Origin of the sequence: Parabacteroides sp. PM6-13 (assembly GCF_029892605.1) — a bacterium.
Lineage (GTDB): Bacteria > Bacteroidota > Bacteroidia > Bacteroidales > Tannerellaceae > QVMG01.
Genome location: NZ_JARXWF010000015.1, coordinates 77,029 through 102,887, shown reverse-complemented (window position 1 = coordinate 102,887; position 25,859 = coordinate 77,029). Strand labels below are relative to the sequence as shown.

22 protein-coding genes are annotated in these 25,859 nt (G+C 48.9%); 5 read left to right on the top strand and 17 right to left on the bottom strand.

The features are described from left to right. The first annotated feature begins 777 nt into the window (after window positions 1–777). The 3 genes from M2134_RS13655 to M2134_RS13645 are packed head-to-tail and all read left to right on the top strand — an operon-like array spanning window position 778 to window position 2,998. Complete coding sequence (locus M2134_RS13655) at window positions 778–1,992, top strand: cysteine desulfurase (RefSeq protein ID WP_280751611.1); 1,215 nt, start codon at window positions 778–780, stop codon at window positions 1,990–1,992. A 14-nt stretch (window positions 1,993–2,006) separates the two neighbouring features. Beyond that, a complete protein-coding gene (locus tag M2134_RS13650) occupies window positions 2,007–2,396 on the top strand; it encodes a VanZ family protein (RefSeq protein ID WP_280751610.1) in 390 nt (129 codons plus the stop codon). A 2-nt stretch (window positions 2,397–2,398) separates the two neighbouring features. After that, entirely contained in the window at window positions 2,399–2,998 is a 600-nt protein-coding gene (locus tag M2134_RS13645) for a ribonuclease HII (RefSeq protein ID WP_280751609.1), read from the top strand. Here the strand turns inward: M2134_RS13645 and M2134_RS13640 are convergent. The 17 genes from M2134_RS13640 to M2134_RS13560 form a co-directional block, all read right to left on the bottom strand. After that, a complete protein-coding gene (locus tag M2134_RS13640; protein ID WP_348525046.1) occupies window positions 2,961–4,298 on the bottom strand; it encodes an ATP-binding protein in 1,338 nt (445 codons plus the stop codon). The two genes, M2134_RS13645 and M2134_RS13640, sit on opposite strands and share 38 nt — an antisense overlap. A 6-nt stretch (window positions 4,299–4,304) precedes the next feature. Continuing rightward, window positions 4,305–6,254 carry a DUF4157 domain-containing protein gene (locus M2134_RS13635; protein ID WP_280751607.1) on the bottom strand — a complete coding sequence of 650 codons (1,950 nt, stop codon included), beginning with the start codon at window positions 6,252–6,254 and terminating at the stop codon, window positions 4,305–4,307. A 12-nt stretch (window positions 6,255–6,266) separates the two neighbouring features. Next, entirely contained in the window at window positions 6,267–6,920 is a 654-nt protein-coding gene (locus tag M2134_RS13630) for a discoidin domain-containing protein (protein WP_280751606.1), read from the bottom strand. A 32-nt stretch (window positions 6,921–6,952) separates the two neighbouring features. Continuing rightward, window positions 6,953–9,175: a contractile injection system tape measure protein gene (locus tag M2134_RS13625; RefSeq protein ID WP_280751605.1), complete on the bottom strand. Its 2,223-nt coding sequence runs from the start codon at window positions 9,173–9,175 to the stop codon at window positions 6,953–6,955. Next, the gene (locus tag M2134_RS13620) at window positions 9,172–10,572 is read right to left on the bottom strand and encodes a hypothetical protein (RefSeq protein WP_280751604.1); all 1,401 of its coding nucleotides are present in this window, start codon (window positions 10,570–10,572) and stop codon (window positions 9,172–9,174) included. Before M2134_RS13620 ends, M2134_RS13625 begins: the two co-directional genes overlap by 4 nt. Window positions 10,573–10,597: 25 nt before the next feature. Beyond that, window positions 10,598–11,293, bottom strand: a complete 696-nt coding sequence (locus M2134_RS13615) for a hypothetical protein (protein WP_280751603.1) — start codon at window positions 11,291–11,293, stop codon at window positions 10,598–10,600. A gap of 11 nt (window positions 11,294–11,304) precedes the next feature. After that, on the bottom strand, window positions 11,305–14,607 hold the full coding sequence (locus M2134_RS13610) for a hypothetical protein (RefSeq protein ID WP_280751602.1): 3,303 nt from the start codon (window positions 14,605–14,607) through the stop codon (window positions 11,305–11,307). Beyond that, on the bottom strand, window positions 14,608–15,003 hold the full coding sequence (locus M2134_RS13605; RefSeq protein WP_280751601.1) for a GPW/gp25 family protein: 396 nt from the start codon (window positions 15,001–15,003) through the stop codon (window positions 14,608–14,610). 19 nt (window positions 15,004–15,022) lie between these two features. After that, a complete protein-coding gene (locus M2134_RS13600; RefSeq protein WP_280751600.1) occupies window positions 15,023–15,322 on the bottom strand; it encodes a PAAR domain-containing protein in 300 nt (99 codons plus the stop codon). Window positions 15,323–15,417: 95 nt separating this feature from the next. Beyond that, complete coding sequence (gene vgrG / locus M2134_RS13595; RefSeq protein WP_280751599.1) at window positions 15,418–17,187, bottom strand: type VI secretion system tip protein VgrG; 1,770 nt, start codon at window positions 17,185–17,187, stop codon at window positions 15,418–15,420. 9 nt (window positions 17,188–17,196) lie between these two features. Continuing rightward, window positions 17,197–17,835, bottom strand: a complete 639-nt coding sequence (locus tag M2134_RS13590) for a hypothetical protein (RefSeq protein WP_280751598.1) — start codon at window positions 17,833–17,835, stop codon at window positions 17,197–17,199. Next, entirely contained in the window at window positions 17,832–17,996 is a 165-nt protein-coding gene (locus tag M2134_RS13585) for a hypothetical protein (RefSeq protein ID WP_280751597.1), read from the bottom strand. Before M2134_RS13585 ends, M2134_RS13590 begins: the two co-directional genes overlap by 4 nt. Then, on the bottom strand, window positions 17,996–18,472 hold the full coding sequence (locus M2134_RS13580) for a phage tail protein (RefSeq protein WP_280751596.1): 477 nt from the start codon (window positions 18,470–18,472) through the stop codon (window positions 17,996–17,998). Before M2134_RS13580 ends, M2134_RS13585 begins: the two co-directional genes overlap by 1 nt. 3 nt (window positions 18,473–18,475) lie before the next feature. Next, the gene (locus M2134_RS13575) at window positions 18,476–18,928 is read right to left on the bottom strand and encodes a phage tail protein (protein ID WP_280751595.1); all 453 of its coding nucleotides are present in this window, start codon (window positions 18,926–18,928) and stop codon (window positions 18,476–18,478) included. A 39-nt stretch (window positions 18,929–18,967) separates the two neighbouring features. Continuing rightward, window positions 18,968–20,527 (bottom strand): phage tail sheath C-terminal domain-containing protein, encoded by a 1,560-nt coding sequence (locus M2134_RS13570; protein ID WP_280751594.1) that lies wholly within the window; start codon window positions 20,525–20,527, stop codon window positions 18,968–18,970. A 15-nt stretch (window positions 20,528–20,542) separates the two neighbouring features. Continuing rightward, a complete protein-coding gene (locus M2134_RS13565; RefSeq protein WP_280751593.1) occupies window positions 20,543–21,211 on the bottom strand; it encodes a hypothetical protein in 669 nt (222 codons plus the stop codon). 3 nt (window positions 21,212–21,214) lie between these two features. Further along, on the bottom strand, window positions 21,215–21,769 hold the full coding sequence (locus tag M2134_RS13560; RefSeq protein WP_280751592.1) for a DUF4255 domain-containing protein: 555 nt from the start codon (window positions 21,767–21,769) through the stop codon (window positions 21,215–21,217). 652 nt (window positions 21,770–22,421) lie between these two features. On the opposite strand from M2134_RS13560, the gene M2134_RS13555 reads away from it, so the two are divergent. After that, window positions 22,422–22,961, top strand: coding sequence for an HD domain-containing protein (locus M2134_RS13555; RefSeq protein WP_280751591.1), 540 nt, complete (start codon window positions 22,422–22,424; stop codon window positions 22,959–22,961). A 16-nt stretch (window positions 22,962–22,977) separates the two neighbouring features. Further along, window positions 22,978–25,797, top strand: a complete 2,820-nt coding sequence (locus tag M2134_RS13550) for a putative LPS assembly protein LptD (RefSeq protein ID WP_280751590.1) — start codon at window positions 22,978–22,980, stop codon at window positions 25,795–25,797. Window positions 25,798–25,859 lie beyond the last annotated feature (62 nt).

Sequence of the window (25,859 nt, the reverse complement as noted above, 5' to 3'; positions counted from 1 at the left end):
AGTCTGCTTACCCGTGGGCTAAGTCTTCGTCCCTCCGGGACTCGGCCCTTCAGGCCCATTGTGGCTTTCAGCCATTTTATCTCCGTTCCTTCAAATTTTCCAAAATTGGAAGATAAAGAGATACACAAACATAGCGACAAAGACTCTCCTCCTTTGAGAAGGAGGAGTACGGCGAGGTACGAGCCGGGAGGTGGTTGGATCCTTTTTCTATTTATTGACATCCAATGACATATAATATACCAACCACCTCCCCCTCACTTCGTTCAGGTACTCTTTCCCCTTCTGCCTGAGGAGGGGTGCCCGTAGGGCGGGGTGGAGGGAGACCAAGGAGGAGAGTCTTTGTCGCTAAAATCCTCACTTAAAAATCTTCAATCTTTCCAAAATTGGAAGATTCCTAATTTGGGAGGCGTTAAAGTCTTTGAGGGCCTCAAAGACCTCAAAGCCCTTAAAGTCATTTTGCTTTACGCCTTCGGCTAAGCGATCTGCGATTGACATTTTGTCAAAAACGCCCGACTATTTTTCCAAAAACGTAGGGGTATTTAAAATTAGTCAGGCGAGTAACACTTTTTAACGTATCATATTGTAAAGCAAAATGCGTTTTTTGCTTACATTTTGTATTTTAACATTTACCTCTACATCCTTCGGAAAACGATTGTCTATTCATCAAAATATGGACTGATTTTAGCCCTTTCAAAGCCGGATTTCGGCAAAATCTCCCATCAGATTCCTTCACTTGCGCTTAAATAGCTATCTTTGCCATGGTAAAATGAAGGAAATATGTTGAATATAAACAAAATACGGGAAGACTTCCCGATCCTTTCCAAGAAGGTCTATGATAAACAACTTGTCTATCTGGATAATGCGGCGACAACGCAGAAACCCCGGCAGGTGGTGGAGAAGATCGAAAACGGTTATTACAATGTCAATGCCAACGTGCACCGAGGCGTGCATTTTCTGAGCCAGGAGGCGACGGAAGCCCATGAGGGGGCGCGCCGCACGGTACAGCGTTTTCTGAATGCTCGTTCTTCCAACGAGATTATCTTCACCCGGGGAACAACCGAGGCAATCAATCTGGTGGCTTCCGGCTTTACCGAAGGATGTATGCAGGCGGGCGATGAGGTGATTGTCTCCGTCATGGAGCATCATTCCAATATCGTTCCCTGGCAGTTGGAAGCGGCTCGCAAGGGGATTGCTATCAAGGTGATACCTGTCAACGACCGGGGCGAACTGGATATGGACGCCTACCGCGCGTTGTTCTCCGAGCGCACCCGTCTGGTATCGGTCACTCATGTCTCCAACGTATTGGGCACGATCAATCCGGTGAAAGAGATCATCGCGGAGGCGCATGGTCGGGAGGTGCCTGTCCTGATCGACGGTGCCCAGTCGGTGCCTCATATAGCGGTGGATGTGCAGGAGCTGGATGCTGACTTTTATACCTTCTCCGCCCATAAGATCTACGGCCCGACAGGCATGGGTGTATTATATGGCAAAGAGGAATGGCTCGACCGCATCCCCCCCTATCAGGGAGGAGGAGAAATGATCGCGACGGTGACATTCGAGAAGACGGTATTCAATGAACTACCCTATAAATTTGAAGCCGGAACACCCGATTATATCGGCAGCACGGCACTGGCGGAAGCGCTCGATTATGTGTCGGCCATCGGGATCGACAAGATCGCGGCCTACGAACATGAGTTGTTGACCTACGCGACCCAACGCCTGAAAGAGATCGACGGCATGCGTATATTCGGCGAAGCGGAGCAGAAGAGTGGTGTGATTTCGTTCTTAGTTGGCGATATTCATCATTACGATATGGGCATGTTGCTCGACCGATTGGGCATTGCCGTGCGTACGGGCCATCATTGCGCGCAGCCGCTGATGCAACGTTTCGGCATTGAGGGTACGGTGCGGGCCTCTTTCGCGTTCTACAATACGAAAGAGGAGATAGACATCCTGGCGGAAGGAATTGAACGTGTGCGTAAGATGTTTTAATCTCCCCTCCTGCGATGTGGTATTATATCCGTACGTATCCTTTCTCGCTGGCGGTGCTTCTGGTAGTGGTCTACCTCTCCTTCTTTAAGCCGCCCAGCCTCACGATTCCTCTTTTCGCGGGGATCGATAAACTGGTGCATTTTTGTATGTATGGCGGACTATCGGGCGTTTTATGGCTGGAGTTTCTTTGGAACCACCGGAAGGAGAAAGTGCGCTTTCGCCGAGGACTGATCGGAGCAACCCTCTGCCCTATCCTCTTTAGCGGGCTGGTGGAGATTGGTCAGGAATACCTCACCCATTACCGGGGTGGCGAATGGCTCGATTTCCTGGCAAACAGTGCGGGAGTGCTTACGGCGACAGCCATTGCCTGGTACATTTTAAGGCCGCTTTTAATGAAGAATTAAGAATGCTTTTACCATACATAGACCCCCTGAGAATTGAAGCCGGTTGTGATGAGGCCGGACGTGGATGCCTGGCAGGCGCGGTGTTTGCCGCCGCGGTGATTTTGCCGAAGGATTTTGCCTGCGAGGAACTGAACGACAGCAAGCAGCTGAGCGAGAAGAAACGGTATGCCCTGCGACCAATCATCGAAGAGCAGGCATTGGCATGGGCTGTCGGGGTGGTCACGCCGGAGGAGATCGATCGCATCAATATTCTGAATGCCTCTTTCCTGGCGATGCACCGGGCGATCGAACAGTTAAAGCTACAGCCGGATCACCTCTTGATCGATGGCAACCGCTTCACACCCTATCCGGGCATCGGACATACCACGGTGGTCAAAGGCGATGGCAAATACCTGCCGATCGCGGCTGCTTCCATTCTTGCCAAGACCTATCGCGATGATTATATGGATGAACTGGCGCGGCAATACCCCGGGTATGAGTGGGAGAAGAACAATGGATACCCTACCCGCGCCCACCGCGAAGCGATCCGACGCATCGGAATTTCCCCATTTCACCGGAAAACATTCACCTTATTACCGGAGCAGTTGACGTTGGATTTTTAGGTATATTCTTCCCCTCTTTCGCCTGTTCTTTGACGATCGCCGCGCGTAGTATCTCCGACGTAAGGAGCGGGGTGGGTTGTTGGCTGAGTTTGATGGCACAGTGTTGAATGACATTGACCATGCTGCCGCCGGAAAGTGTGAAAGAGGCGGCGTAAGAAAGCAAATCTTCGTTCTTTCCGATCCATTCCGCCGGTATCATCTTTTGCCAAAGCTGCAGGCGCAGGCGTTCGTCGGGCACGGGGAAATAGAGCACCGACTGGAAACGGCGCAGGAAGGCGTCGTCGATATTCTCTTTCATATTGCTGGCCAGAATCACCATGCCCGGGAAATCTTCCACCCGCTGCAAGAGGTAGGCTACCTCCTGGTTGGCATGGCGGTCGTTCGATGATTGTGTCTGGGTGCGTTTGCCGAACAGGGCGTCGGCCTCATCGAAGAAAAGAATCCAGTTGCGATGTTCCGCCCGGTCGAATATGCCAGCAAGGTTTTTCTCGGTTTCACCGATATATTTGGAGACAACCATCGAGAGATCGATGCGGTAGACCTCCATCGCGTTGCGCTTGCCCAACAGGGTAGCGGTCAGGGTCTTTCCCGTTCCCGAAGGGCCGTAGAAGAGGCAGCGGAAACCGGGTTTGATAATACGGTCGAGTTGCCACCGCTGGCGGATAGATTCTTCGTTCTTTAGCCAGGTGGATATGTTATTCAACTCTTCGCAAAGATTATACGGAAGCACCAGATCGTCCCAGGCCAGCCGGGTAGTGATGCGTTTGGCGGGGAAGTTCGTGCTGTAATCGGGATGAAACTCCCGTCCGTAGAGTATGCGCGAGAGGAAATCGTCCGAAACGACCAACCGCCCGCTCAGTAGCGGTTCGCCCGACGCATGCCCTTCCAGGCGCAGGATGTCGCGGGTGTAAAACCAATGATCCTTATCAAACAAGCGTATCACCTCCCCGCGCCTCTCCGCCTCCTGCCCGGAAAGCAGAAAAACCGCGGTTTCACCGGTCGGAAGGAAGCCGCCATGCGAGAGTCCCTTCCATCCGCCAAACTCAGTAAAGGGGCGATCGAAGTTTTTATTCTGAATAAAAAACAGATCCAATGTCTGCGGATGAATATGCGGCATCAAGGCAAGTAGCAACACCACCCGCTCCTCAAAGTTTACCTCCTGCCCCGGCAACACCTCCTCCAACCACCGACTCTCCGGCAAAGGTATATCACGCATAGAGGCATACTCACTCTCCTGCCCCAAGTAAAGGGACAGGAGAGTGTGTAAGACACGGTGGAGGTAGAGGGTGTGGGGGTGCATAGGGGGTTATCCGATAGTCCAGTCTTCTACTTGATTTGGGGCATTGGGATCTTGATCTTCCGCTACTTTGTAAACAATCTGAATACCTTGAACAAGAGCGTCGACAAAGGTGACGTAGTGACGCCTCCTTATATACTCTCCTGCGGCCATTAAGGAGTCATTCCACAAAAGTTCATTATCCATAACCGCCAACAAATTAGCATAATTTTCTCCAATAATTTGACTTGTTAGGGCATGATGTGTGGTATGGAACCCTCTTATAGCGGAATAATCACCTTGTTTGTTTTCAACAGGGTCATTATATCGAGACCAAAGGTTGCCTTCTTTTTTCCATAACATTAATGGGACATTAGTACTGTTACAGTAAAGCAGACCGTCTGTTGTATTTAATATAGTAATAGGAGATTGTATATTCCCGTTGATAAATCCTCTATTTCTTTCAATTAGAGATATATTTTGATCCGTAACCGGATGCTGCCACTCAGTTTGACTACTATTGAGTTTTTCTCTGTGAAATCTAGAGTGTTCTCTATAATATGTATTATTTAATGAGTAATATAGAGGTGTATTCCCTAAAATAGAAGGAATGGGTAGAGGAGGTGCTATGAGTGCTTGTCTTGGGGAAGTGTTTTCCCAAAAGCCAGTTTCTTTAAAGATATCGAGATCGATCAACATAAATTCACTCTCTCTAAAATTGAAGCGGATATATTTATTTGTATTTGGCTGTTCAACAGTTCTTCGCGCAATCTCATCGTAAGCCTTAAAGCCTCCATCGCTCAATTTCCAACTAAAATTATCTTCTCTTACCTGATATTCATCATCGAGTCCGAACATGTGCCCTGCTTCATGTGCGTAGGTATTGAATTTATCTCCTAATTTTATCATATAAGGATTGACTCTTGGATCTTGAGGATTTTGGCTTATGAGTGTTTGATGATAAGCTCCTTCTGCTAAATGTACTGTACCTTCTCCTGAATCACTTTGGCTAACATTGCTAAAACCTATAGAGTTGTTATGTTTAATTGAAAAATATGATTCACCGGGATTCGCTTTTTCTTCAACTGTAACGTACACAGTAACCGGATTTAATTTCGATTGCCAAAGATTGCTCCCAGTTTCTGCAGAATTGCGTTCGGCTGTTGTTGTAATAAGGTGTTTTCTACTCCATTTGTCTCGAACAGCTTCTTTGAATTTTGCTTTATAAGTTGGCGGCATGGCTCCGTCAAAAATTGCTCGCCCTTCTTCTGTGGCTATTTGAACACCGGGTGTCACTGGAAAATGAACCGGAAGAGTAATGTTTAATGTTTTCGCTTTAGGATTATAAAGAGCATTAAAGTGCCCTAAGCCATTATTGTAGTTTTTAGAATATTTTTGTTTTATAAAATTACTAACATTTCTGTTCCGAGGTCCCTGAGGAATCGGCCTTCGCTGCATACAGCCCGCCTGATTCCCTACCGCTTTCCTTTGCAAAGAGCCACTGAATCCTCCGCTCATCGCCTCCATACCCATCTCATCCGCCTCGCGTTCCAGTCCTTCGTCGTCGTTGACGTTGATGCCTTTCATTTGCATCGTCGGCTGGACGCGGCCCTGCTTTTGCTGGACAACGTGCCAGGCTTCGTGGGCCAGGTGTTGTTCCTGACCGGGCGCTACATGGATATTTGTGCCCTGGGTGTATGCCAGGGCCTGGAATTGGGCGGGTTGCGAAGAGTTGAAATGCACACGCACGTCGTCCATACTATATCCTGAGAGCGCCTCTACGCCCGACTTCAGGTTGTCGGGCAGGCCGGTCTGGTTATTTTTCATCTGCAGAGGTTCTTCCTCCTCGTTTGCTTCACGCTGGATAACACCCTCTTTGTAGGCCTGCAACACAGCGGTTGCAGGCGGTTGATGGGTTTTTCCGCTCTTGGCCTGCAACGTATGTGAAACCGCTTCAGGCTTTTTCTCCTGGGTTTTCATAAGGCGATGGTTTTAGATACGGAATTCTTTCCGCTTGAAAAAGAAGAAGGCACCTCCGGCAAGTACGATCAGTACCAGAAGGCTTATCCATATCCAGTTGTTATTGTTTTTTATCTTTTCAACCACTCCTGGGACAACATTATCATCGCCCCACACCTCGAAACGATACAAACGGACAGTATCTTTGGCAGGTAGTTTAGCCATAAAACGAACATAACGCCCTTTGGTCGGCGTGATGGAGTTACGTTTATAGTCCTCATCCTGCCCCACAGCGTTTACCACCTGGGTCCAGGTCGTTTGCAAGGGATCCTTTTTGTCGATGGTTTCAGATACATAAATGAAATAATCGGAGATATTGGGAAAGTTCTTACGCAAAGCCTTGGAGTCGATAATCCGGAATTCGGAAATCATACACATCCTCCCCAGGTCGATAATAAACTCGGGGTTTGGTCCTTTCTCTGCCCAATGATCTTCGATCAGTTCGGCGGTTTCACCTGAGAACAGTCTTGACGCGGACCATTGTTCCGTAGAGTTTTTGGCATAAACGACCGTAGCCTTGTGACTAAGAACCTTCGGAGCTGGCTGCTTGTTTGTCTCCGCGTTGTTTTGTGCTGCCAACGACAGCGTCAGGAACAACATACTTAATAGAATACTTACCTTTTTCATCGTGTTAAATTTTAATTTATTAATCAATCTATTTATTGTCTCCATTTCACAAATAATGGTGCTTCCATCCAGCGAAAGCGGATGGGCGTATAACTCCAGGGGATTGTATCCAACAGCAGATCGTACGCCTTTTCTTCGACTGTCAGATGCCATCCGTTCTCTTTTTGCTCTAATATGCCGTCGCGTATCAGAAACGCCTCGCGCAAAGACTGCAAAGAGGTGTTTTTCATCTTCTCCCATTGCTGCCCGCATGCGGTAAGCAATGATTCGCAGGTCTCCGCTTCGTGTTGGGAAATCTCCACCGATACGGGCAGGCTCTCCTCCGTAAGTGGGAAGCCGGTCAATAGTTTATTGAGCGGCAAGGCATACTCCGCCCATTTCTCTTCGTTTGGATAGAGCAAGTGTTGCAACAGGAAGATCGCCTGTATCTGCTTTTCTATGTGGACGAATTGCCCCTCTTCGATATAGCTCAACCGCTTAAACAGGGGAGAGATAAAAGGGGAAAGCAATACCAATCCGGCATTTTCAATATGGATACGCCTGTCGGTTTCAACCGATTGATTGGCCTCTTTCGCATTCAACGAAGGGGAAGATATCCATTTGAACGCCTCTTTATCCTGTATATCCTCCCGACTAAAGGCCAGGCGGTTTTTCTTTACATTGTTGTTTGTGTTTGTGTTAGCGTTCGTGTTAGCGTTCGCATTCGTGTTAGCGTTCGCATTCGCATTCGCGTTCGCTTGTTTGGCAGCAGTCTCTTTTTCGTATTTTTCGTATTTCCCTTCTTTTTCTTCTTCTTCACCGTCGTCTTCTTCTTTTGAAGATGGGGAGTTGACAGGATAATTCTCTCCTTCTATTCCTTCTATTTCCTTGAGATTGATAGCCTCTTTCTCTTCAATCTCTTCTTTACATAGGCTATCCACCCCGATATTCTTTTCTTTCTCCTCGTCGGGATCGTCCGTATTCATAAGATCCTTCGCTGCGAAAGGCGTCTCTTTATTCTTTTGTTTTTGTATGATATCTTCCGTATCCTTCTCTCCGCCCATCTTATTTGCTCTCTCTATGGCTTGACTATCCGGAGTCCGATCCTTTTGTATTCTGCCTTCTTCCATTGAATCCGACGCAGAAACAGTTGCCGAAGCGTTTCCGCTATGCTGTTTTCCGAGTGAGGGAGTTAGTCTTTCTTGCTCGAGAAGCCTCTTTTCTTCCTGTTGTTGTTGTTGTTGTTGTTGCTCTTTCTGTTGTTCTTTCTGTTTCTCTTCCAGTTGTTCTTTCTGTTGCTTTATTCGTTGCAAAGACAACTCTTTCTGATTCTCTTTTTCTTGATCGAAAATAGCCTTTTCGTCCGGTGAATTCGGGGAAAATGGAGTTTCTCCGACAGCTAATTCTTCCCCGATATCGGATAAGAGCGTCAATAAGGTTTGATGGCTTTCCGTATCACTTGCCTTCTTTAGGTAAAGACTGAGGGAGCGCAATAACATCTCTTTGTCGAGGTTGTAATGAGCCGCCAGATCGGAAAGCGTTTTATGTATGAACTGTTTGCGCGAGAAAGCGCTACTCCCATCATACAAGAGGTAAGACAGCACGAACAGCCAAACAACCGTCCGGTAATCGCTTTGCGCTATCTGATGATATTCCGACGTGGGTTGCGTCTGAATCACCGTCCGGGTGTATGCAACAACGAAAGAACTCTCGCTTGGCAGAAGCTGTTCGGTGACCTCCTCCAATTCCTGATCGACATATTGCATCACAAAGCGCTTCCGGAAGAGGGTGCTGTGATGCCATTGTTCGGCAAGGATCTCCCGTATGCCCGGCTTCTCTTGGGTTTGCAAGATGGATCGTAGAAGTGTCGACGACCGGTTTTCATTGGCTGTGACTACCATGCCCGAAGGAAAATAACCATTCAAAAGAAAAAACAGGAAGAGTTCCTTTTCATGAAAGCTTTGTGGAATGACGCGTATCTCCTGCTGAAAAGGATCCTGTTGTTTGTGGAGAAGAGCTGTGAATTTCTCTTGTAAGGCGCGAGCCAAAAGGATTGGGAATTTCTCGTAAAACTCCTCTTCGGCAATCGGCCCGATCTCCAGATCGAGGCCGTTTATCTCTATCACCTCATTCTCTCTGTCGTACCTGTCCAAGATATCATCGATCACCTTTTCCACGGAATGTCGGCAAAAAGAATCCCATCCCCCATACAGTTCATGGGCGAAGGATAGGTTTTCCATCCGAAAATCCATAGAAAGTGTGTCGATCGTAATCATTTCCGTTCCCGCATTTGTATGATAAATTCTTTTAAATGCTCCGCGTCGCATTCGGCAAAGCCGGTTTTACAGGCCTCATACAAGGTCTTAAACCGAGCGGATTCCTCCTTGTCAAGCCATTGCACGGTGACATCCAGGTGTGCCGGGATGCGTTGGTAAATCAATGTCTCCAATCCTTCCCGGAAGCGGTTGTCCTTCATGCGTGGCGTTTCTCCATAAACCAAAACTGTCAGGCTTAGTTCTATAGGGAACACCGGCGGCACATAATTCTCGCTACGGATAGGCTCTGTTAGGTGGCGGAAGAAGATATGTTCCACCACAGTAAGTTCTTCCCGATTGGTCAAGCCGAGCAATGTGCGGATGTATCGTTCTAATCCCCAATATTCGCCGGCGTTCAGGAAAGAGGCCTTGTGTTTGTCTTTGCCCCAGTGGGGTACCTGTTTCAGGAACTCAGTCCGGCGCGTCAGCGCTTTCTCGGGCTCTTCCGGTTCGCCTTCCGGTGTCAAAAGAAAGTCGGGATGGCTATTCACCCCGTATAACTTATCCAGGTTATTCAATAATTTCTTCTTGAGCTCGACCCCTCTTTTATGGGGAAGCTGCGTGTCCAGCCGAAACCAACGGGGCGCATCTTGCAACTCTCGCAGGCCCATTTCCACCAATTCATCGAACAAACCGAGGTATGCCTTCAGTTGTTCCGCCTGTCGTACGCGCTCGGGCGGACTGTCTTTGGAGATGCCCCAGTCGTTTACGCCATAGATCCGAGGCAGGTCATGCCGCGCCGGGTAATGATTGAAAATAGCCCGGTAGGAGCCTTGCGGATAATCCGAGAGATGATTGTCGAGATAGGCATTGATGTCCGGTAGGTGTTGACGCCCATTGGTTCGGGTTGCCACCGACAATTCAACCTCATCCAGCTCTTCGCATAGATTCCGGTGGTTGTAATACAGTTCTTTTATCTTCTCCCGGATGCTTTCATAGTCGCCGGGAGGAACTGACGGATGCGCCTGCGCATGGATATCATATACTCCCAGGCGGCCGGATCGGGCAGGGGACATTTTCAGTGTCTTCAATTCCTGTATCTGCGCGAGGAATAGTTGCGTGTATTCCGCGGGTGTGATGGGCTCGGAATCGGAAATGGCGGTGGAGCTTAACAGGCCTATTTCTTCGGGCGAAAAGGGCTGCTGCTCCGTGTTGAGATAGTCCTCCAGGTTGTAGTGGAGCTTGTAATCGACATCGGTTAATACATAATTCAGGACATCATTCAGCGTCACACCCGGGTCGTGGGCATGAAAATCAGTCCATATCTTCCCCGAAAGCTCTTGCAGTCTCTCCCCAGTATCCTTTTGCAGAATAGGAAACAAATGCTCGGTATTTTCTTCCTGTCGGATGTCTATCATACTGTTAAAATAGGTTTCTCGCTTTTTAATAGATTTCGTTGACGTAAACGTCCATCATAATGTTGCTCCCCAGGTTCTTGTGTGAACGTATGCGCAACACGCATCCATCTTCTTTCGGGAACCATTTGATCTGAATCTTGGAGGCTCCGATCGTTTTCCAGCTGAAATTTCTTTTGCGCACCCGAATGGGGCTGTTATCGAACTGCGTAGCGACCACCTTCGTTAAGGCAAAGTTATAGTTGTTGAAGGTCTCGCATCCGGCAATAATCTCATAGGCTTTCGGTCCTTTCGAGCCGGCGATGAGATCGTGCCACTGTCCATCGGCCGCGAACTTCCCCGAGCCTGCCGCTCTTCCGAGCAGGGAGTTGGCGCAGAGGCTTCCGCTGACAATCACGTCATTCCCCGCGCCCAACTCGATCTTTTTGTCGGGATGGAGGGTGAGTATTTTCGTATCGTCCTGTCCGCCCCGGATGATCAGACATTCGTTTTTGTCCATGGCAATCTTCCAGACCGGCTGTTTGTCGATGACTCTTTTCTTGAACTCAATGGCGGCATCGTTTTCTTGTTCCGTAGCTAATTCTAATTTTCCCGCGATATGGTCGTCAACAATATTGACCATCGAATCGATCAGATCCGCGAAGTCTTCCGAGGTTGGCTTCTGGCCGGCTCCGAAGTATTTCTTCAGTTCGTCGCGCGTTTTTTGTTTGGTAAAATCTTTCATTGTAGTTGAATTTATGTTTTAATGATGAATGTATTATCTATTTCTAATTCGCCGGTTCCAAACTCCTTGGTGTAGTCTTCGGGCGAGCAGGTAAACAACAGGTGTTCTTTCGATGGCACCTGTATGTACCAGGGGTGGGATGCCCGGATCGGAACATCTCCTTTTTCTTCGGTGAATTCGAGGATTTTCCTGTTTTCGGAGCCCTCCAGGCCATTCGTTATGATGGAGTTCATGACGACAATCAGCGAAAGCTGGTGCACGGTCTCGATCTCCGGTTGATCTTCCAGGAGTTCTCTCACTTCGTTCACCGTAATGGTATGCCCAAACACCGGCAATGTCCCGCTTTCCAACCAGGGAGCGATATAGCTATTGAGCATACCGCGCAGCCTCTTCAAGAAGGGACTCTGGTAGGTTCCGGGGCGCAGGGTGATATTACTGCGGACGATGACCTCCTCGAAAACCGGATTGATCACGTCGATGATCACGAAAGGATTCACATATTGTTGAAGCTTATCTTCGATATCGAACAACTGGTTGTAGGGGCATAAAGGGAGCCTGCCATCGGGTTGTTCCTGCATGACGACTAAGGTGACCACCCCTTTTCTGTCGTTGTTTTTTGTGTCACATGCCGGGAAGCATTTCACCTTGCTGAGGAAAGGAAATAATTCCAACGCAAAGCGCTCATAATCCTCCGCCGTAGCCGGTTTTTTCCGGAACAGTGCCTGGTTAGACGAACGAAACAGCATCCCGTTCAGGGACTCCTTTTCCGTTCCGCCCAGGCTACTTCTCAGTTGCATAATGCTATTAATGCCCGGAATGGCACGCTGCGTATTTTGGATGGTGCCGGCAGGAAGGCTTTCCGTTCCCGACGGATTGCCCGGCAGATTATTCAGTTCAGCCCGGAGAGGGATCACATGCAGAAAGATTCCATATATGGTAGGGTAGTTCAAATGATTCTTCGGGAAAGCGGCATATAGCCAGAAAAGTCCCTCTTCATCCAGGTAAGAGGATTGTATCCTTGTCGGCAGGCGCAATTCGATGATACCGCTATTCAGGAAATTGCCGGTCGAGTCGCGCACGACCGCCTCCTCATTCAATGGCACCCACTGACTCCCATCATGGAAGAACCAACAGATAGATGAGAGGCTTTGTTTATCGAATTCCTCCTTGGAAGGGATCAATTCGGCGAAGATGCGGATCGTGTCATACCCCGTTGCCTGAGAGAAGGCGAATTGCAGGAATCCCTCTTCCTGGGGACCATCGACCAAGACAAAAGAGTCTCCTTTGATCGGCCGGTTGTTTTTGGTAGCGATCGGGCTGATATGGTATATCCGTGTATTGCCTGCCATCTCCCGGGAGGAGAGCGTGATTGACTCTTCCGCCTGGTATTGCATTTCCATATTGTCGATTGTCGGGACGAACGGTTGTTGCAACAGCGTAATCTCTTCTTTGTTTCCCCGTTTGATCAGGTTATTGACAAACAGGTTCTGATAGAGCGTAGCGCCAAACCCGCAATCGGGCTCGTCCAGTACCATACGGATAAAGCCGGTGTTCACACTTCCATATCGGTAGTTATCGGCAGCTACTCCGGTCAATACGGGCATATTCTTATTCAGAGGCCAAGAGATCCGACTCTCGGGTAGGAGATATCTTTGCCGGGAGGAGGTAGCAAACAGGGGGGTGTTCTCCGAAGAGGTAGGCGTCCAGTTTTTATTTTTCAGGTATTCGGTGCGCACACGAAACGATTCGTTGGTGATGCGCTTGCCATAATCCGCGTAATAACTCTCAAATCCGCCGTCGATATCAGGCAGCTGTTGCCATTTGCAGGTGATAGCCACCTCGGTCAGCGGTTTGCAGAATGCCTCTTTGTATCCGGCTATCATCCAGGAGCTCCGCTCCGCCTGTACGCCAAAGGGGAAGAAGGAGGAGTGGGTGTTTTGTTGTCCATTCTCGTTGTACACCTCCAGGGAGGTGATTCCTTTGACATCGTTTTGTATGCAGAGGCGGGAGAAATAGAGTTTGCTGGCCCAGGAATAGGGGAATATCGGTGCGTCCCGGTTGATCAGGATGTTCAAGGCGGGCATACAGCTATCGACCCCGTGCCGTTGTTCCACACACGGCTGCGGGACAGGGAAATCATAATCCAACACAAAGGAGAGCGCCAAGTAGTCTTCCAGTTCTTCGGACACGTATTTGACCTCGTAGGAGGGTATGTTACGCCAGCCCTCTTCGGTGCTGATCTCTAAATAGAAAGCTTTATTGAGCAGGCGGTAATAGATATTCCTCTCTCGCTCGATATCACCGGAGAAGTCGGTCGCGTACCGGCGGAAGAACTGAACCGAGTCGGGTGTCAGGTAGAGATGGAGAGATACGGTACGGTAGCCCTCCTGCAACTGGAACATAGGCGATTCGATTCGCAGTCCCGAGGTGACAAAGAAATGCTTCTCCCCCCTTTTGGCATGAAGATCGAAGAGGGTCTCCGGCTCCTGGTAGGCATCGGTATGAATACTTTTCTTCAGGATTGTGTTGACAAAGCGAAGCTTTTTATTGTCGACATACATCTCTTCCTGCTTAAAGAGGATCGAAGAGACCGATTCCAGCTTCAGTCGGGTAACGGCCACCTCTTCCGTACTATAATAGCAGAAATCGGTTCCATCGTCGTTCTTGCCCGCCACAAAAGGAGTCTGTTCGGGGATCATGATATCGTCGGCCTCTTCCCGTTTGTTCACCACCACCCAGGTCTGATCCGGGATAGCGGAATAAGGTCTTTTGTGCAGGATGTTCCAGACATAAAACTCGGAAAGCCTTTTCCAAATCGGGTTGAACCGGGAGACAACCTGGCTGTAATGGCGGATAAAAAGATCCAGTGTGGCTAATGCCGGATCGGTGATGCCTGCCTGTTCGATCTCATAGCGAAACTCCGCATAGCCCGACTGCAGGATGCTCAGTGATTCGGCAGGCGGCTGATGGCTTTTCTGCAAATGGGCGAGCACCTGATAGAGTTTCAGGTCCGGGTTATGGCGAAGGCATTTATACCAATCATACAGCTTTCGCGCGATCTCTTCGGGATCGCCGGTTGAAGGTTCTGCCTTGATCTGCTCGAGAATAAACAGTGCCTGATAGCGCATCAGTTCGGGGAACGTAGCCGTTTCGCCATTCGTCAGCGGGAAAAGAACCGTCTCTGCCTGTTCCATCAGGGAGGCGAACAACCGGGAATAGTCGCTATCCAGTACCTCAACAGGTTCCGGCGCGCAGGCCTTGTCGATATACGCTTCCCGTCCGGGACTGTCTATGTAGTATAATTTATTCTTCATTTACACGTTCAATGAATAGATAAAGCTATCCGCCGTATTGGTTTCCAATACCCGGTAATCGATTTGTATCTGCCAGATCCCATCGAGGATCTCCGCTTCCCGGATGACGACCCGTTCCAGTTCGATCCGGGGTTCATACAGGAGGATCGCCTCTTCGATATTCTTTTCCATATGCACCCGGGTGGTGAGCGAAGCGGGTTCGAACAGCATCTCTTTGAAAGAAAAGCCATAGTCCGGACGGTGTACCCTTTCCATGGGAAGAGTAGAGAAGAGAATATAAAGGCTTTGCTTTATATTTTCGTCGCCAGTCACCATACGGGTCGGGTTCTCCCCTTTGACAAATTCGGGCGGAAAGCCCCAGCTTTTCTCCGTGAATGTATTCTTATTCTTCTCCATGCGTGCTGTTTATTCGTTTTTAACCTCCGATCATCACCGTTGGGCAACCGAGAACAATACTGCCTCCATGTGCCGTCATATCGCCTAAACGGGCTGCCGGCTTACCTCCGATCATCACGGTGGCCGACCCTTTCACAATCGTATCGGGAGGGCCTGTGCATATACAGGAATCACCCACTACGGCAGCGGGCAGCCCCCCTATAATGACATTGGTCACACCGGGACCTACTAACGGCCCGCCCACATGGGGGACGGGAGGTACACCCGGTGTTTGCATCGGGCATACATGCATATCTGTTATTCTGGCTGCTGGAGGCACTTCTTTAATTGTTAGTTGATAATGGATAATGGATAATTATTTACTATCCACTATCCATCATCTGTTATTTGTTATCAATTATCCATTATCCATTATCAATTAATCATCACCATCCCCCCCTTCACCGTGGTCTTGAGGGAACCGGAAAGCTCTGCCATATTTCCTTTCAGTGTCAGGTTTACTTTGGCATTGGCTTTTACGTTCGTCCCATCCATCGCGATATCCGAAGAGGATGATTTTATATCTATTTTGGAAACGGCATCTACCTGGATATTGCCTTTGGCTTTGAGGATGATGTCTTTTTCCGATTGCATCTTGATGCCGTTGCTGTCCATCAACAGGCAGTTTTTGTTTTGATCCGCGATCTGAATAAACTTATCCTTATCGTTGATCTCTATCTTATTGCCCGCCGGCGTATGCACGGTAATGATCTTGTCTTTATCGTTCATTTCGATGGTCAGCTTCTCGCGGGTAACGATTGTTTTCAGATCGTTCTTCTCCGTCAACTCCACTGGTGGCAGGTTTTTGCTGCTATACAAACTGCCTAATACCACCGGATAACAGGGATCATTATTCAAAAAACCGATCAACACCTCGTCTTCGATCTCCGGAACAAACAAGATGCCCCGTTCTTTGCCGGCATAGGGAGAGGCAAACCGTGCCCATATCTCGTTCTTCTCCCCGTTGAGGAGCGGAATCTCGATCAATAGGCGAAACTCTTGCGTCGGGTCTTTGATCAGCTGCTTCACCTTTCCGATATGCAACCCCTGAATGCCCGGCAGGAAGCCGGAAGCCATCGGGGCGATCACGTCGGGTTGCTCGGTGATCTGATAGCGGGAAAGCCCGATGCCAACGCTGGTTGTCCAGTGATGCTCATCGAGGATATGCTCCACCGAACCGATAAAGACATCTCCGTCAAAGCGTTTGCCCAGGCCGTTTATAGTGATCAATTTGCCCGGCTTCACCTCCGCGTTTCCGCTGATGGTGAAATGTCCTTTGTAGCGCGACAGGCTTGCCTTCAGTGCCAGGGCATCCGCCCAGGTTTTGAGTGATTCCTTTTCTACGCTCGCGTTGGTCTGATAGGTGAGCTTGTTCTTGTTGAGGGCAGAAAGCATTTGGGGCGACAGGTCACCCTGTTTGTTCGATTCTGCCGGTTTCGCCTTCTCCTGAATGACCTTTTGTTCGGTATGGTTCCACGCAACGGTGTTCACCTCCGCATATTGATCGGAAAGGGAGAGTGTCGCGTTGAAATCGAAGAAGTCCGTGTCGTGTGACACTTCCAATACCGGTTTGTCGGTTATGTTAGGCTCTTCCACGACCACCTCTTTGCCGGAGGTGATTACGATCAGCCCATTCGCATCTGCCCGTGAGAGCACAAAGTCCCAATCCGTGCAATAATACTGCGTAAGGGCTATATGTTTTATCTGTGTATTGGCTGCTTTTAGTGTGATATCGCTGTAGTTGGCGAATATACGTTTAATGATATCGCTGTCTTTGCTGTTCTCAAAGATCGCGTTTTTGCGACCGAGCGTAGTCAGGTAAGCATAATGGCGGCATTCGACCGTCAGTATATGCCCCTGTTCCCGGCTGACTTGTATCTCCGTGGACAGGACAAACCCTTCAAAAAGAATCTCCTCTTTCTCCTCGCGTTGTATGCCGATCCGGATGTCGGTTCCTTGTTTGAATGTGTCCGCGTCGCTCATCACAAACGGGCTTACTTCCGATTCGCCGGAGTACAGCCGAAGGGTTGCTTTCCCGATATGGTTCACCTCCGTGTGTATGGAGATGCGGGAAAGCTGGAATGAATCGGGTATTTTCGTTCCGTTGCTATAGATCGCGCAGGTGGATATGTTGTCGTTTGTCATTTGTTTTTATTATTGGGGTATACTCACATTTTGACTGGATTCCAAGGGTCCTCGTATGCTGGTCATATTGTTTTCGCGGGCCACCTTAGTGTCGTTGGTGGTCTCTCCTGTTTCGCGATAACAGATGCAGATCAGTGTATCATCTTCCTGCGGCTTTACCTGTTTTTTCTTTGGCGGCTTGTTTTTCTTTTTCACAACAACCGTAGCCAAGGTTCCTGTCTGTACAAACTCGAGTGTCACCTTGGCTCGCAAGGGCTCTCCGTCGGGCTTAAACAGGGTATAATGCACATCCATCTTCGTCAGTCTTCCTTTGAAATGCAGATCTCCCCATTTCAAGAGGACAAAGTAGGTCTGTATGGTATCGTCATCAAGGAACGGCACATAAAGATACTCCTCCAGCTCTTTGACTTTCTTACTGACAACGACCGGTTCTGCCGAAGGAACCACGCCCGTCCCATCGATGGTAAAAGAGATCGACAGCGTATTGCGTTCGTGATGCTGATAGACAGGTGACATATTGTCTTTCTTCTCATAGCTGATGGATTTACTCTCTTTGAAATCCTCCGGATTGATCTGAAGCTCGATCGTATGCTTTTTCTTGCTATAATCCGATTTTTTATATACCTCTATGTTGAGTTTTGCTATCATCGTTCCCGTTGTTGTTCGTTATTTTTTCGGATAAGCCGCCGGTTCTCTTCCTCAATCATGCGTTGAACCTTTTTCATCCAATCAGGAGAAAGTGTCTCCTCTTCGATTCTTCGCTTTTCTATATGGGTCACCACCCGGATTTCTTTGATTACAATGGCCATTATTGCGTTCGACTTAAGAGATTATAGTTCAGTTCCAAGGTCTCAATGACCAACGCGTTCTTCTCGGCATCCAACACACTCAGATCCCATTTGGCGGGATAGGCATTGCTGCACAACCACTGGCTAAAGGGTTTACCGTCGCTGTCCAACAGGGTGATGGTGATGTTACGCGGTGTAAATCCGATGGAGAATCCGTTTTCCAGGTTGTCTTTCACCCATTTTTCCAAGTCGTTATCCATCTTCGCCAAGGCTCGTTTGAGCACCAAGCGGTTATGCTTCAACCGAAGCGGCAGTTGGTGGGTGAAGTTGTTTTCTCCACCCTCCTTTACCGTTTCTACATCCATATCGACTGTTAGCCCCGATACCTCCTTGAAGTTGGTATCGGAAATAGATGGTTTCCCATGAAATGTGACTCTGAAATAGAAAGCCACCGCAGGAGCCCATGCCACGTCATTTGCGGATGAATCTACCGACATGCTTTATGCGTTTTCGATCGTCAAGCCTTCGTGTACCACTTCCATGCCTTCGATAGCCGCCTCGTTGCCATCTGACTTGAGGTTTACCCCGGTGATTTTCGCGGGCCAGGCATTGTTGAGCTTCCACACCATGGTCGGGTTGCCCTCTTCGTCAAGCAGGCTGATGGTCACCGGATGGCGTTCTACCGTATTCAATTTAATGGAATCGAACCATTTGAACAATTTGTTGTCCTTTTTAAACACTCCTTTCTTGAAGGTTACATTGCCCGACTTTTTGAGCCCAGGCATTTTAACGGTTGAGAACTGGGGGCTGTTGCCATGACGGTATTCGATGACCTGTGCCTCTGTTCCCAGTCCGGAAACCTCTTTGAAGGCTATTTCGCCAATACTGCCAATCTCTACTTTGAAATAGAAAGCCGGCATGGGCCATTGATTGCTATTATCTTTTTCTGCCATAGTTGTTATTTTTTAATGTATATAATTCTGTTTTCTTGCTCAGCTCTTTTGCATTTGTTGCTGGAAGGTGATCTCGATAAATTCGGCCGGACGGGAGATGGCTACCAATACCGTTACCCGCAGGATGCCTTCCAGGATATCTTCCGCTGTCATGGTTTCGCCCAGACCAACATGTACGCTATAGGCATCGTCCGGTGTGGCGCCTGCCAGTCCTCCGCGTTTCCATACGCTGTTCAGGAAGTTGCCGATCATGCTCTTGATGTTCACCCAGGTATTGGCGGTGTTGGGGTCGAATACGTAAGCGCGCGCGGCGTTCTTCACCGATTCTTCCAGGTAGATCATCGTACGGCGTACGTTGATATAGCGCCAATCCAACGAGTTGCCATCCAGGGTACGGGCACCCCATACTTTAAGACCTTCGCCGGTGAAGGTGCGAATGGCGTTCACGGCTTTACCCGATAGCGGCACATTCAGGTCTTCCTGCTCGGCGTGAGAGATATTGACAGCCGGAGCCACTACTCCGTTGATCGAAATATTCGCCGGGGCTTTCCATACACCGCGTGTATTGTCGGTCATGGTGTAGAGACCCGCCATCGCTGCGGAGGGAGGAAGGAAATTGAGTTGCTTACTGATAATAGCGAAGATGTTTTTGTAGATGGCTGAGTTTTGCAACAGGATCATATGGAGGTAATATTTTTCTTCCTCTGTGATCTTCTTGTTGTCGGCTGGTTTGGCTGCCGGAGTGATTTTTTCTTTTTCTTTCTCATCCCCCTCTTTGGCTGCCGGAGTCGCTTTTGCCGGAGCAGCGGCCTTCGCTGATCCCATGCGATCTACCAACACCAGCACCTCTTCGTCGTCCCAGTATTGGATCTCGGTTTTCAGCGCTTCTTTCAGCATATCATCGTATTCAAGGTTGCATACGCTGATGTAGCTATCGCCAATGATCGAAGTCTTCAGCCAAGGATAATAGGCGGCGCCGAATCCCAACTGGTTGTTACCAATGCCTTCGCGGAATGTTTTCACCGGGTCTTTCTCGTTCTTCAGGTCGAGGATCGCTATCCGGTTTCTCATCTCATAACCGCAATGCATCAACATGGTCTGTTGCACCAAGGTGCATTTGTCGATCGGCAGGTTGACCGCTTCGGGTATCACCAGCATGGTAGGTTCCTGTTCACGTTTCAACGCCTCGATACCACCCAGGAAGGCGTCGGCACTTACGTTGTCTTTGTAGCTGCCTACGGAAACAATGTAACACGGGCCTCCTCCGTTCGCAAAGAAGAAAAGCAGGTTGTAATAGAAGGTATATTGTTTCGTGGGAGCCACCAGCATATAGTCCGTGTCACTGATCACCACTTCCGACGGTGTGTCGGTCGCTTTCCTAGCTACTTTGAATACGGGTGTCGGAGCGCCTCCGAAGTGTGAGTGGAATTCCGCCATCGAGCTGATGCGGAAAGGTTTGTTCAACAGGGATTCATTGCCCTGCACTGCTTTTTCAGTGTAACCGACAAATGCCGGTACTGCCGTCGGAACGTCTACCACCGAATTGGGAAAAGCGTTTTTCTCAACGATATAAACGCCTGGGGTCTTCATGATTGCCATAGGTTGTTCTTTTAGTTAGTAATAAATGTATGTAATGATTTCATTGTTTTTATTGGTGTCTTCCGGTTGTGGGAAGGGGATGTATTGACTCAATAATTTGTCGCCATGTTCCTTTTCTTCGTACAGGCGAAGCTGAAACGGGTAGCTATTGGATAGTGGGATCTGTTTCTTACTGCGAAACGTCGTCGCGGTCCGCTCATATAAGACGACATATTCCTTTTTGTCGAACGCCACTTTGTCGGATAGCTCTATCAGTTTGATATTCCGCTTCCGACCTGTTTCGACGCGTGGGAGCAGGGCATATACCCAAAACATCTTCTTCGCCTCGAAGACATGGTTTATCTCGACCGGTGCTTTCTGAACAGCAGGCAGGGTGACATCCAGCTGTTTGATAACACGGCCTGTCTCAAATGCCTCTTCCAACCGGGTGTAGAGCGAGAAGGAAGGGTCGGTCGATTCCAGACAGAGGGAGAGTTGCTCGTCCGTATCGCGGAACGATCCGTCGGAGCTGGCCGCCTGCAGGAAGACCCATTCGTTGGGTTTGATCTTTTTACATACCATCTGGCGACGCAGGAACAACTGCTTGCTCTCCGGTGTCGGGTAGAGATCGAGCGATCGGCAGACTCCATCCGGGAAATAGCTGTGGGTGATGACCACCTTTAGTATGATCTGGTAGTTTTCCATCGTCTATTCCTTGTTTGGTGTCGTTTGCGTATCCGGTTGAAGGATGCGGGCTGCCACCCGGTCGATCTGGTCACTGTCGAAGGAGATCAGGCGTATGCGCCCGAAGAAAGCCGGGTAATGGTGTCCGCCCATAATGCCCCAGAGGTTGCTCAATTCCTGTATGTTCAGGGTGATCGGCTCGATGGTGAAGCGGAAATTGTTCTGGAGGCGGATCGTACTGTTCTGCTGTAGGAAAGCGACTGAAGTCGCCAATTTCTCCAGCGATTCGACATACCTCTTCTCATCAAAGACCGCCGCCATCAGAAAGGTCAGGTTGAAAAACCAGGAAGTAGCGTTCTGCACCACTTGGTTGTCACCTGCCGATCGATACGACACCGCCTTTCCGATGCCTGTCTCGCGTTCCATATTAATAAGCGAAAGAATGATCTTATTGGGGATCTCGACCGTCGAGAACGATCGAACCGCTCCTACTTCCGCCTGGTTTTCCATGGTTTCGTAGTAGCTATCCAGGTATTCATTCAGTAAACTGGACAAGTGTGAAAGGCAGGTGTAAATCATAGGTTATTGAGGGTGTATTTGTTTTTTCGTACCGATATTCAAAGCTAAGCAAGAATATTTCCGTTAAGTGGTCAGTACGTCAAAACATCTTGGCGAAATAACCACAATCGCCTAAACGGGATAGACAATGTGATTGACGACTAGATGGATAGGGTGTCCTTGGTTGGTTTATTTGGCTGTTTGTCAGGGGATTGTCTTGAACCGGGGTTTTGCTGATTTTGGAATTTCCGGGATGTGATTATTCTTGATTTTGTTGATTTTCATGATTGATTCTACCAAGGCAAAACGGGCGATTCTTATAATCACTTCAAATCAAAAAATCACATCCCGTAAATCCAAAAATCAGCAAAATCCCGGTTCAGACCATATATTCTTAAAATAAGTTAATCCCACCCTAAATAGCCAACCCCCTCAACTTACGATTTAAAACTTCCGCCCGACTTTTCGCGCAAAAACGTAGGGGTATTTTAAATTAGTCCTGCGAGTAACACTTTTTAACGTACGAGATTGTAAGCAAAACGGCCTTTTTGCTTAAAAACTGGTTTTTAACATTTGCTTCTACGCCTTCGAAAAACAGGGGCTGATTTCCGAATGATTCCATAGGCGGATCACAATTAAAACTCCTATATTTGCGTACAATAATAACAGCGAGATGGATCCGTTTGAACTGATTACCCAATATTATCCGATTGACTCCGAAGGTTACCGTATACTGGTGACACATAGCCGGAGCGTGGCCGACAAAGCGCTGGCGATAGCCCGCAATCATCCGGAGATGGCGTTAGATACCGATTTTATAGAAGAGGCAGCGATGCTTCATGACATAGGCATATTCCGATGCAACGCGCCTGAGGTGGGTTGTTTTGGTGACGCGGAGTATATTTGCCATGGTTACCTGGGAGCTGAATTGGTAGAGAAGGCCGGTTATCCGCGTCACGCATTGGTGTGTGAGCGGCATACAGGTACCGGACTCACCTTGGAGACCATCATCGGGCGCAACCTGCCCATTCCGCACCGCGATATGCAGCCTATTAGCCTGGAGGAGCAGTTGATCTGCTTTGCCGATAAGTTCTTCAGCAAGACAAAACTCGATAAAGAACGTTCCGTCGATAAGGCTATACGGAGTCTGGAACGATACGGACAAGATGGCGTGGAGCGTTTTAAGTACTGGTGTAAACTCTTTTTAGGCTAATTCTACAAAGGGGGTCGTGAAAATTATTATACCTTTGCAGACCGAAGAGATTGACAATTTGAAGAGGAGATTAGTAACATACCTGTGTATATTCCTTGCCGGGACGCTGTTTGCCCGGGCTCAGGAGGTGATATCCCCGGAGGGAACGGTGTTGCCGGACGACTCGGTCTATGTCACGGTGGGCGATACGATTGCTGCCGATACGATTCCGGCTCGCAAAAGTCCGCTGGAAGCGCCGGTGATCTATTCGGCGAAGGACTCCATCGTGATGACAGCCGGCAATATGGCTTACCTGTTCGGCGAGGCAAATGTGAAATACCAGAATATCGAACTGCAATCGGAAGCGATCGATATCGATATGGACAGCAGCCAGGTGTATGCCAAATTCGCGGTCGACTCCATCGGTGATGAGTTCGGCTATCCTCTTTTCTCGCAGGGCGATCAACAATACGAAGGCAAGACAATGCGCTATAACTTCAAGACGCGCAAAGGATATATCACCCATGTGGTGACCCAGCAGGGCGAAGGCTATGTGATTGCCGACCGTACCAAGAAGACAGAGACCGACGCCCTCAATATGGTCGGGGGGAAATATACCACCTGCGACCACCACGACCATCCTCACTTCTATATTCAGATGACCAAGGCAAAGGTGCGCCCGAATAAAGATATTGTAACCGGGCCGGTTTATCTGGTGATCGAAGATGTGCCGCTGCCGGTGGCTCTACCTTTTGCCTTTTTCCCCTTCACCAGCGAATATTCCTCGGGTATCATTATGCCCTCGTATGGGGATGAATCGAAACGTGGTTTCAACCTGCACGACGGGGGATACTATTTCGCGCTGAGCGATTATGTCGACCTGGCGCTGACGGGGGATATCTATACCAAAGGATCGTGGCGCGTCAATGCCCGTTCGACCTACCGCAAGCGCTATAAGTTCTCGGGTAATTTCGACCTATCGTACGCCGTCAATGTGGAAGGCGACAAAGGCATGCCCGATTATACGAAGAGTAAGGATTTCTCGATAAAATGGAGCCACACACAGGATGCGAAGATGAACCCGTTCCGTTCGTTCTCCGCCAGTGTGAATTTTGCCACTTCTTCTTATCACCGCAATGAGATCGGTAGTTTTTATCCCGGCAGCAATGGCTATTCGGATGCTTCGCAGAATAATAAAGGGTCGACGATCAACCTGACACAACGCTTCCCGAACAGCCCGTTCACGGTTGCGGCCACATTCAGCGTCAACCAGCAAACGCGCGACTCGATGTTGGCGGTTACCCTGCCGGATATCTCGATCACCATGTCGCGTATCTATCCTTTCAAACGGAAAAACGCGGTGGGCAAGGAACGATGGTATGAAAAGATCTCGATGAGTTATTCGGGGTATATGCGTAACACGATCAATACCAAAGAATACCTGTTGATGGAATCGAGCCTGTTGAAAGACTGGAAGAACGGGATGAAGCATAATATTCCGGTGAGCGCCAATTTCAATGTGTTCAATTATATCAATATCAGCCCTTCATTTAACTATACGGAGCGTTGGTACACCAGCAAGATCACAGAGACTTACGATCCGATTGCACAGAAGATGGCGCCGGCCGATACGACGATGGGCTTCTATCGCTTGTATGACTTCAACGCATCGCTCTCAGCATCGACCACGATATACGGGGATTTCACGCCGGTGGCTTTCCTGAAGAAGCTGACCGGTATCCAGATGATACGTCATCGCCTGGAGCCCTCTGTGAGTGTATCCTATCGCCCCGACTTCGGTGATCCGCTCTTTGGGTTTATGGAGCGCTACTCCTATGTCAATAACCAGGGCGAAGAGCAGATCTACGAATACTCGCCTTTCCGCCATGGGATCTACGGGGTGCCGCCGACCGGTAAGTCGGGCATGGTGAGCTTCTCGCTCGACAACAACCTGGAGATGAAGGTAGCCTCGAAGAACGATTCGATCGCGGAAAAGAAAGTCAGCCTGATTGATAAATTCTCCTTGACAGGATTTGGCTATAATATGGCGGTGGACTCCTTTAAGTGGAGCCAGTCTTTCAATGCCAACCTGCGTATTAAATTCGGGAAGGCCTATACCCTCAACCTGAATATGACCTTCGACACCTACATGAACGAAGCGATCAGAGACTCGGAAGGGAATGTCACCGGCTTGCGCAAGGTGGATAAACTGCGCGTGATGAACGGACGCGGCCTGGGACGCTTGCAACGCACAGGTACCTCCTTCAATTATACCTTCAATAACGATACATTCAAAAAGTTGTTTGGCGGCAAGAAAGACTCCTCTAAAGGCGAAAGCGGCGGCGACTCCCAACAGGGCGATGGTATGACATCGCCTGATCAGCTGGGAGGCGAGCCTGGTATGGAGGGTGGCGATCAACAGGGCGGCGGACGTCTCTTAGGCAAGAAGCAGGAGGTGGGCGAACGGGATGCCGATGGCTACCTGATTACCCAGATACCCTGGAGCTTTACGATCAACTACTCCATGAACCTGGGCTACGATACGCAGAAGATCGATGAGAAACGCTTGGAATACAAATATGGGTTGACGCATAACCTGACCTTCAACGGGAATATCCAGCCGACGAAGAACTGGCGCTTTAACTTCAACGCTACCTACAATTTCGACGCGAAGAAGATCACCAACCTGAGTTGTAATATCACACGCGACCTGCACTGCTTCCAGATGTCGGCCAGCTTTATGCCGGTCGGACCTTATAAATCCTATTCCTTCTCGATCGCCGTTAGCTCCTCTCTGTTGAAAGACTTGAAATACAATCAGAGCAGCAACTATCGCGATGCACAGCAGTGGTATTGAGTTAGTGATTAGTGGTTAGTGATTAGTGTTTAGTAGTAAAGAAATTTACTAACCACTAACCA

Coding starts and splice junctions, on each gene's coding strand:
- M2134_RS13655 (WP_280751611.1), top strand. CDS start 778: ATGTTGAATATAAACAAAATACGGGAAGACTTCCCGATCCTTTCCAAG.
- M2134_RS13650 (WP_280751610.1), top strand. CDS start 2,007: ATGTGGTATTATATCCGTACGTATCCTTTCTCGCTGGCGGTGCTTCTG.
- M2134_RS13645 (WP_280751609.1), top strand. CDS start 2,399: ATGCTTTTACCATACATAGACCCCCTGAGAATTGAAGCCGGTTGTGAT.
- M2134_RS13640 (WP_348525046.1), bottom strand. CDS start 4,298: ATGCACCCCCACACCCTCTACCTCCACCGTGTCTTACACACTCTCCTG.
- M2134_RS13635 (WP_280751607.1), bottom strand. CDS start 6,254: ATGAAAACCCAGGAGAAAAAGCCTGAAGCGGTTTCACATACGTTGCAG.
- M2134_RS13630 (WP_280751606.1), bottom strand. CDS start 6,920: ATGAAAAAGGTAAGTATTCTATTAAGTATGTTGTTCCTGACGCTGTCG.
- M2134_RS13625 (WP_280751605.1), bottom strand. CDS start 9,175: ATGATTACGATCGACACACTTTCTATGGATTTTCGGATGGAAAACCTA.
- M2134_RS13620 (WP_280751604.1), bottom strand. CDS start 10,572: ATGATAGACATCCGACAGGAAGAAAATACCGAGCATTTGTTTCCTATT.
- M2134_RS13615 (WP_280751603.1), bottom strand. CDS start 11,293: ATGAAAGATTTTACCAAACAAAAAACGCGCGACGAACTGAAGAAATAC.
- M2134_RS13610 (WP_280751602.1), bottom strand. CDS start 14,607: ATGAAGAATAAATTATACTACATAGACAGTCCCGGACGGGAAGCGTAT.
- M2134_RS13605 (WP_280751601.1), bottom strand. CDS start 15,003: ATGGAGAAGAATAAGAATACATTCACGGAGAAAAGCTGGGGCTTTCCG.
- vgrG (WP_280751599.1), bottom strand. CDS start 17,187: ATGACAAACGACAACATATCCACCTGCGCGATCTATAGCAACGGAACG.
- M2134_RS13590 (WP_280751598.1), bottom strand. CDS start 17,835: ATGATAGCAAAACTCAACATAGAGGTATATAAAAAATCGGATTATAGC.
- M2134_RS13585 (WP_280751597.1), bottom strand. CDS start 17,996: ATGGCCATTGTAATCAAAGAAATCCGGGTGGTGACCCATATAGAAAAG.
- M2134_RS13580 (WP_280751596.1), bottom strand. CDS start 18,472: ATGTCGGTAGATTCATCCGCAAATGACGTGGCATGGGCTCCTGCGGTG.
- M2134_RS13575 (WP_280751595.1), bottom strand. CDS start 18,928: ATGGCAGAAAAAGATAATAGCAATCAATGGCCCATGCCGGCTTTCTAT.
- M2134_RS13570 (WP_280751594.1), bottom strand. CDS start 20,527: ATGGCAATCATGAAGACCCCAGGCGTTTATATCGTTGAGAAAAACGCT.
- M2134_RS13565 (WP_280751593.1), bottom strand. CDS start 21,211: ATGGAAAACTACCAGATCATACTAAAGGTGGTCATCACCCACAGCTAT.
- M2134_RS13560 (WP_280751592.1), bottom strand. CDS start 21,769: ATGATTTACACCTGCCTTTCACACTTGTCCAGTTTACTGAATGAATAC.
- M2134_RS13555 (WP_280751591.1), top strand. CDS start 22,422: ATGGATCCGTTTGAACTGATTACCCAATATTATCCGATTGACTCCGAA.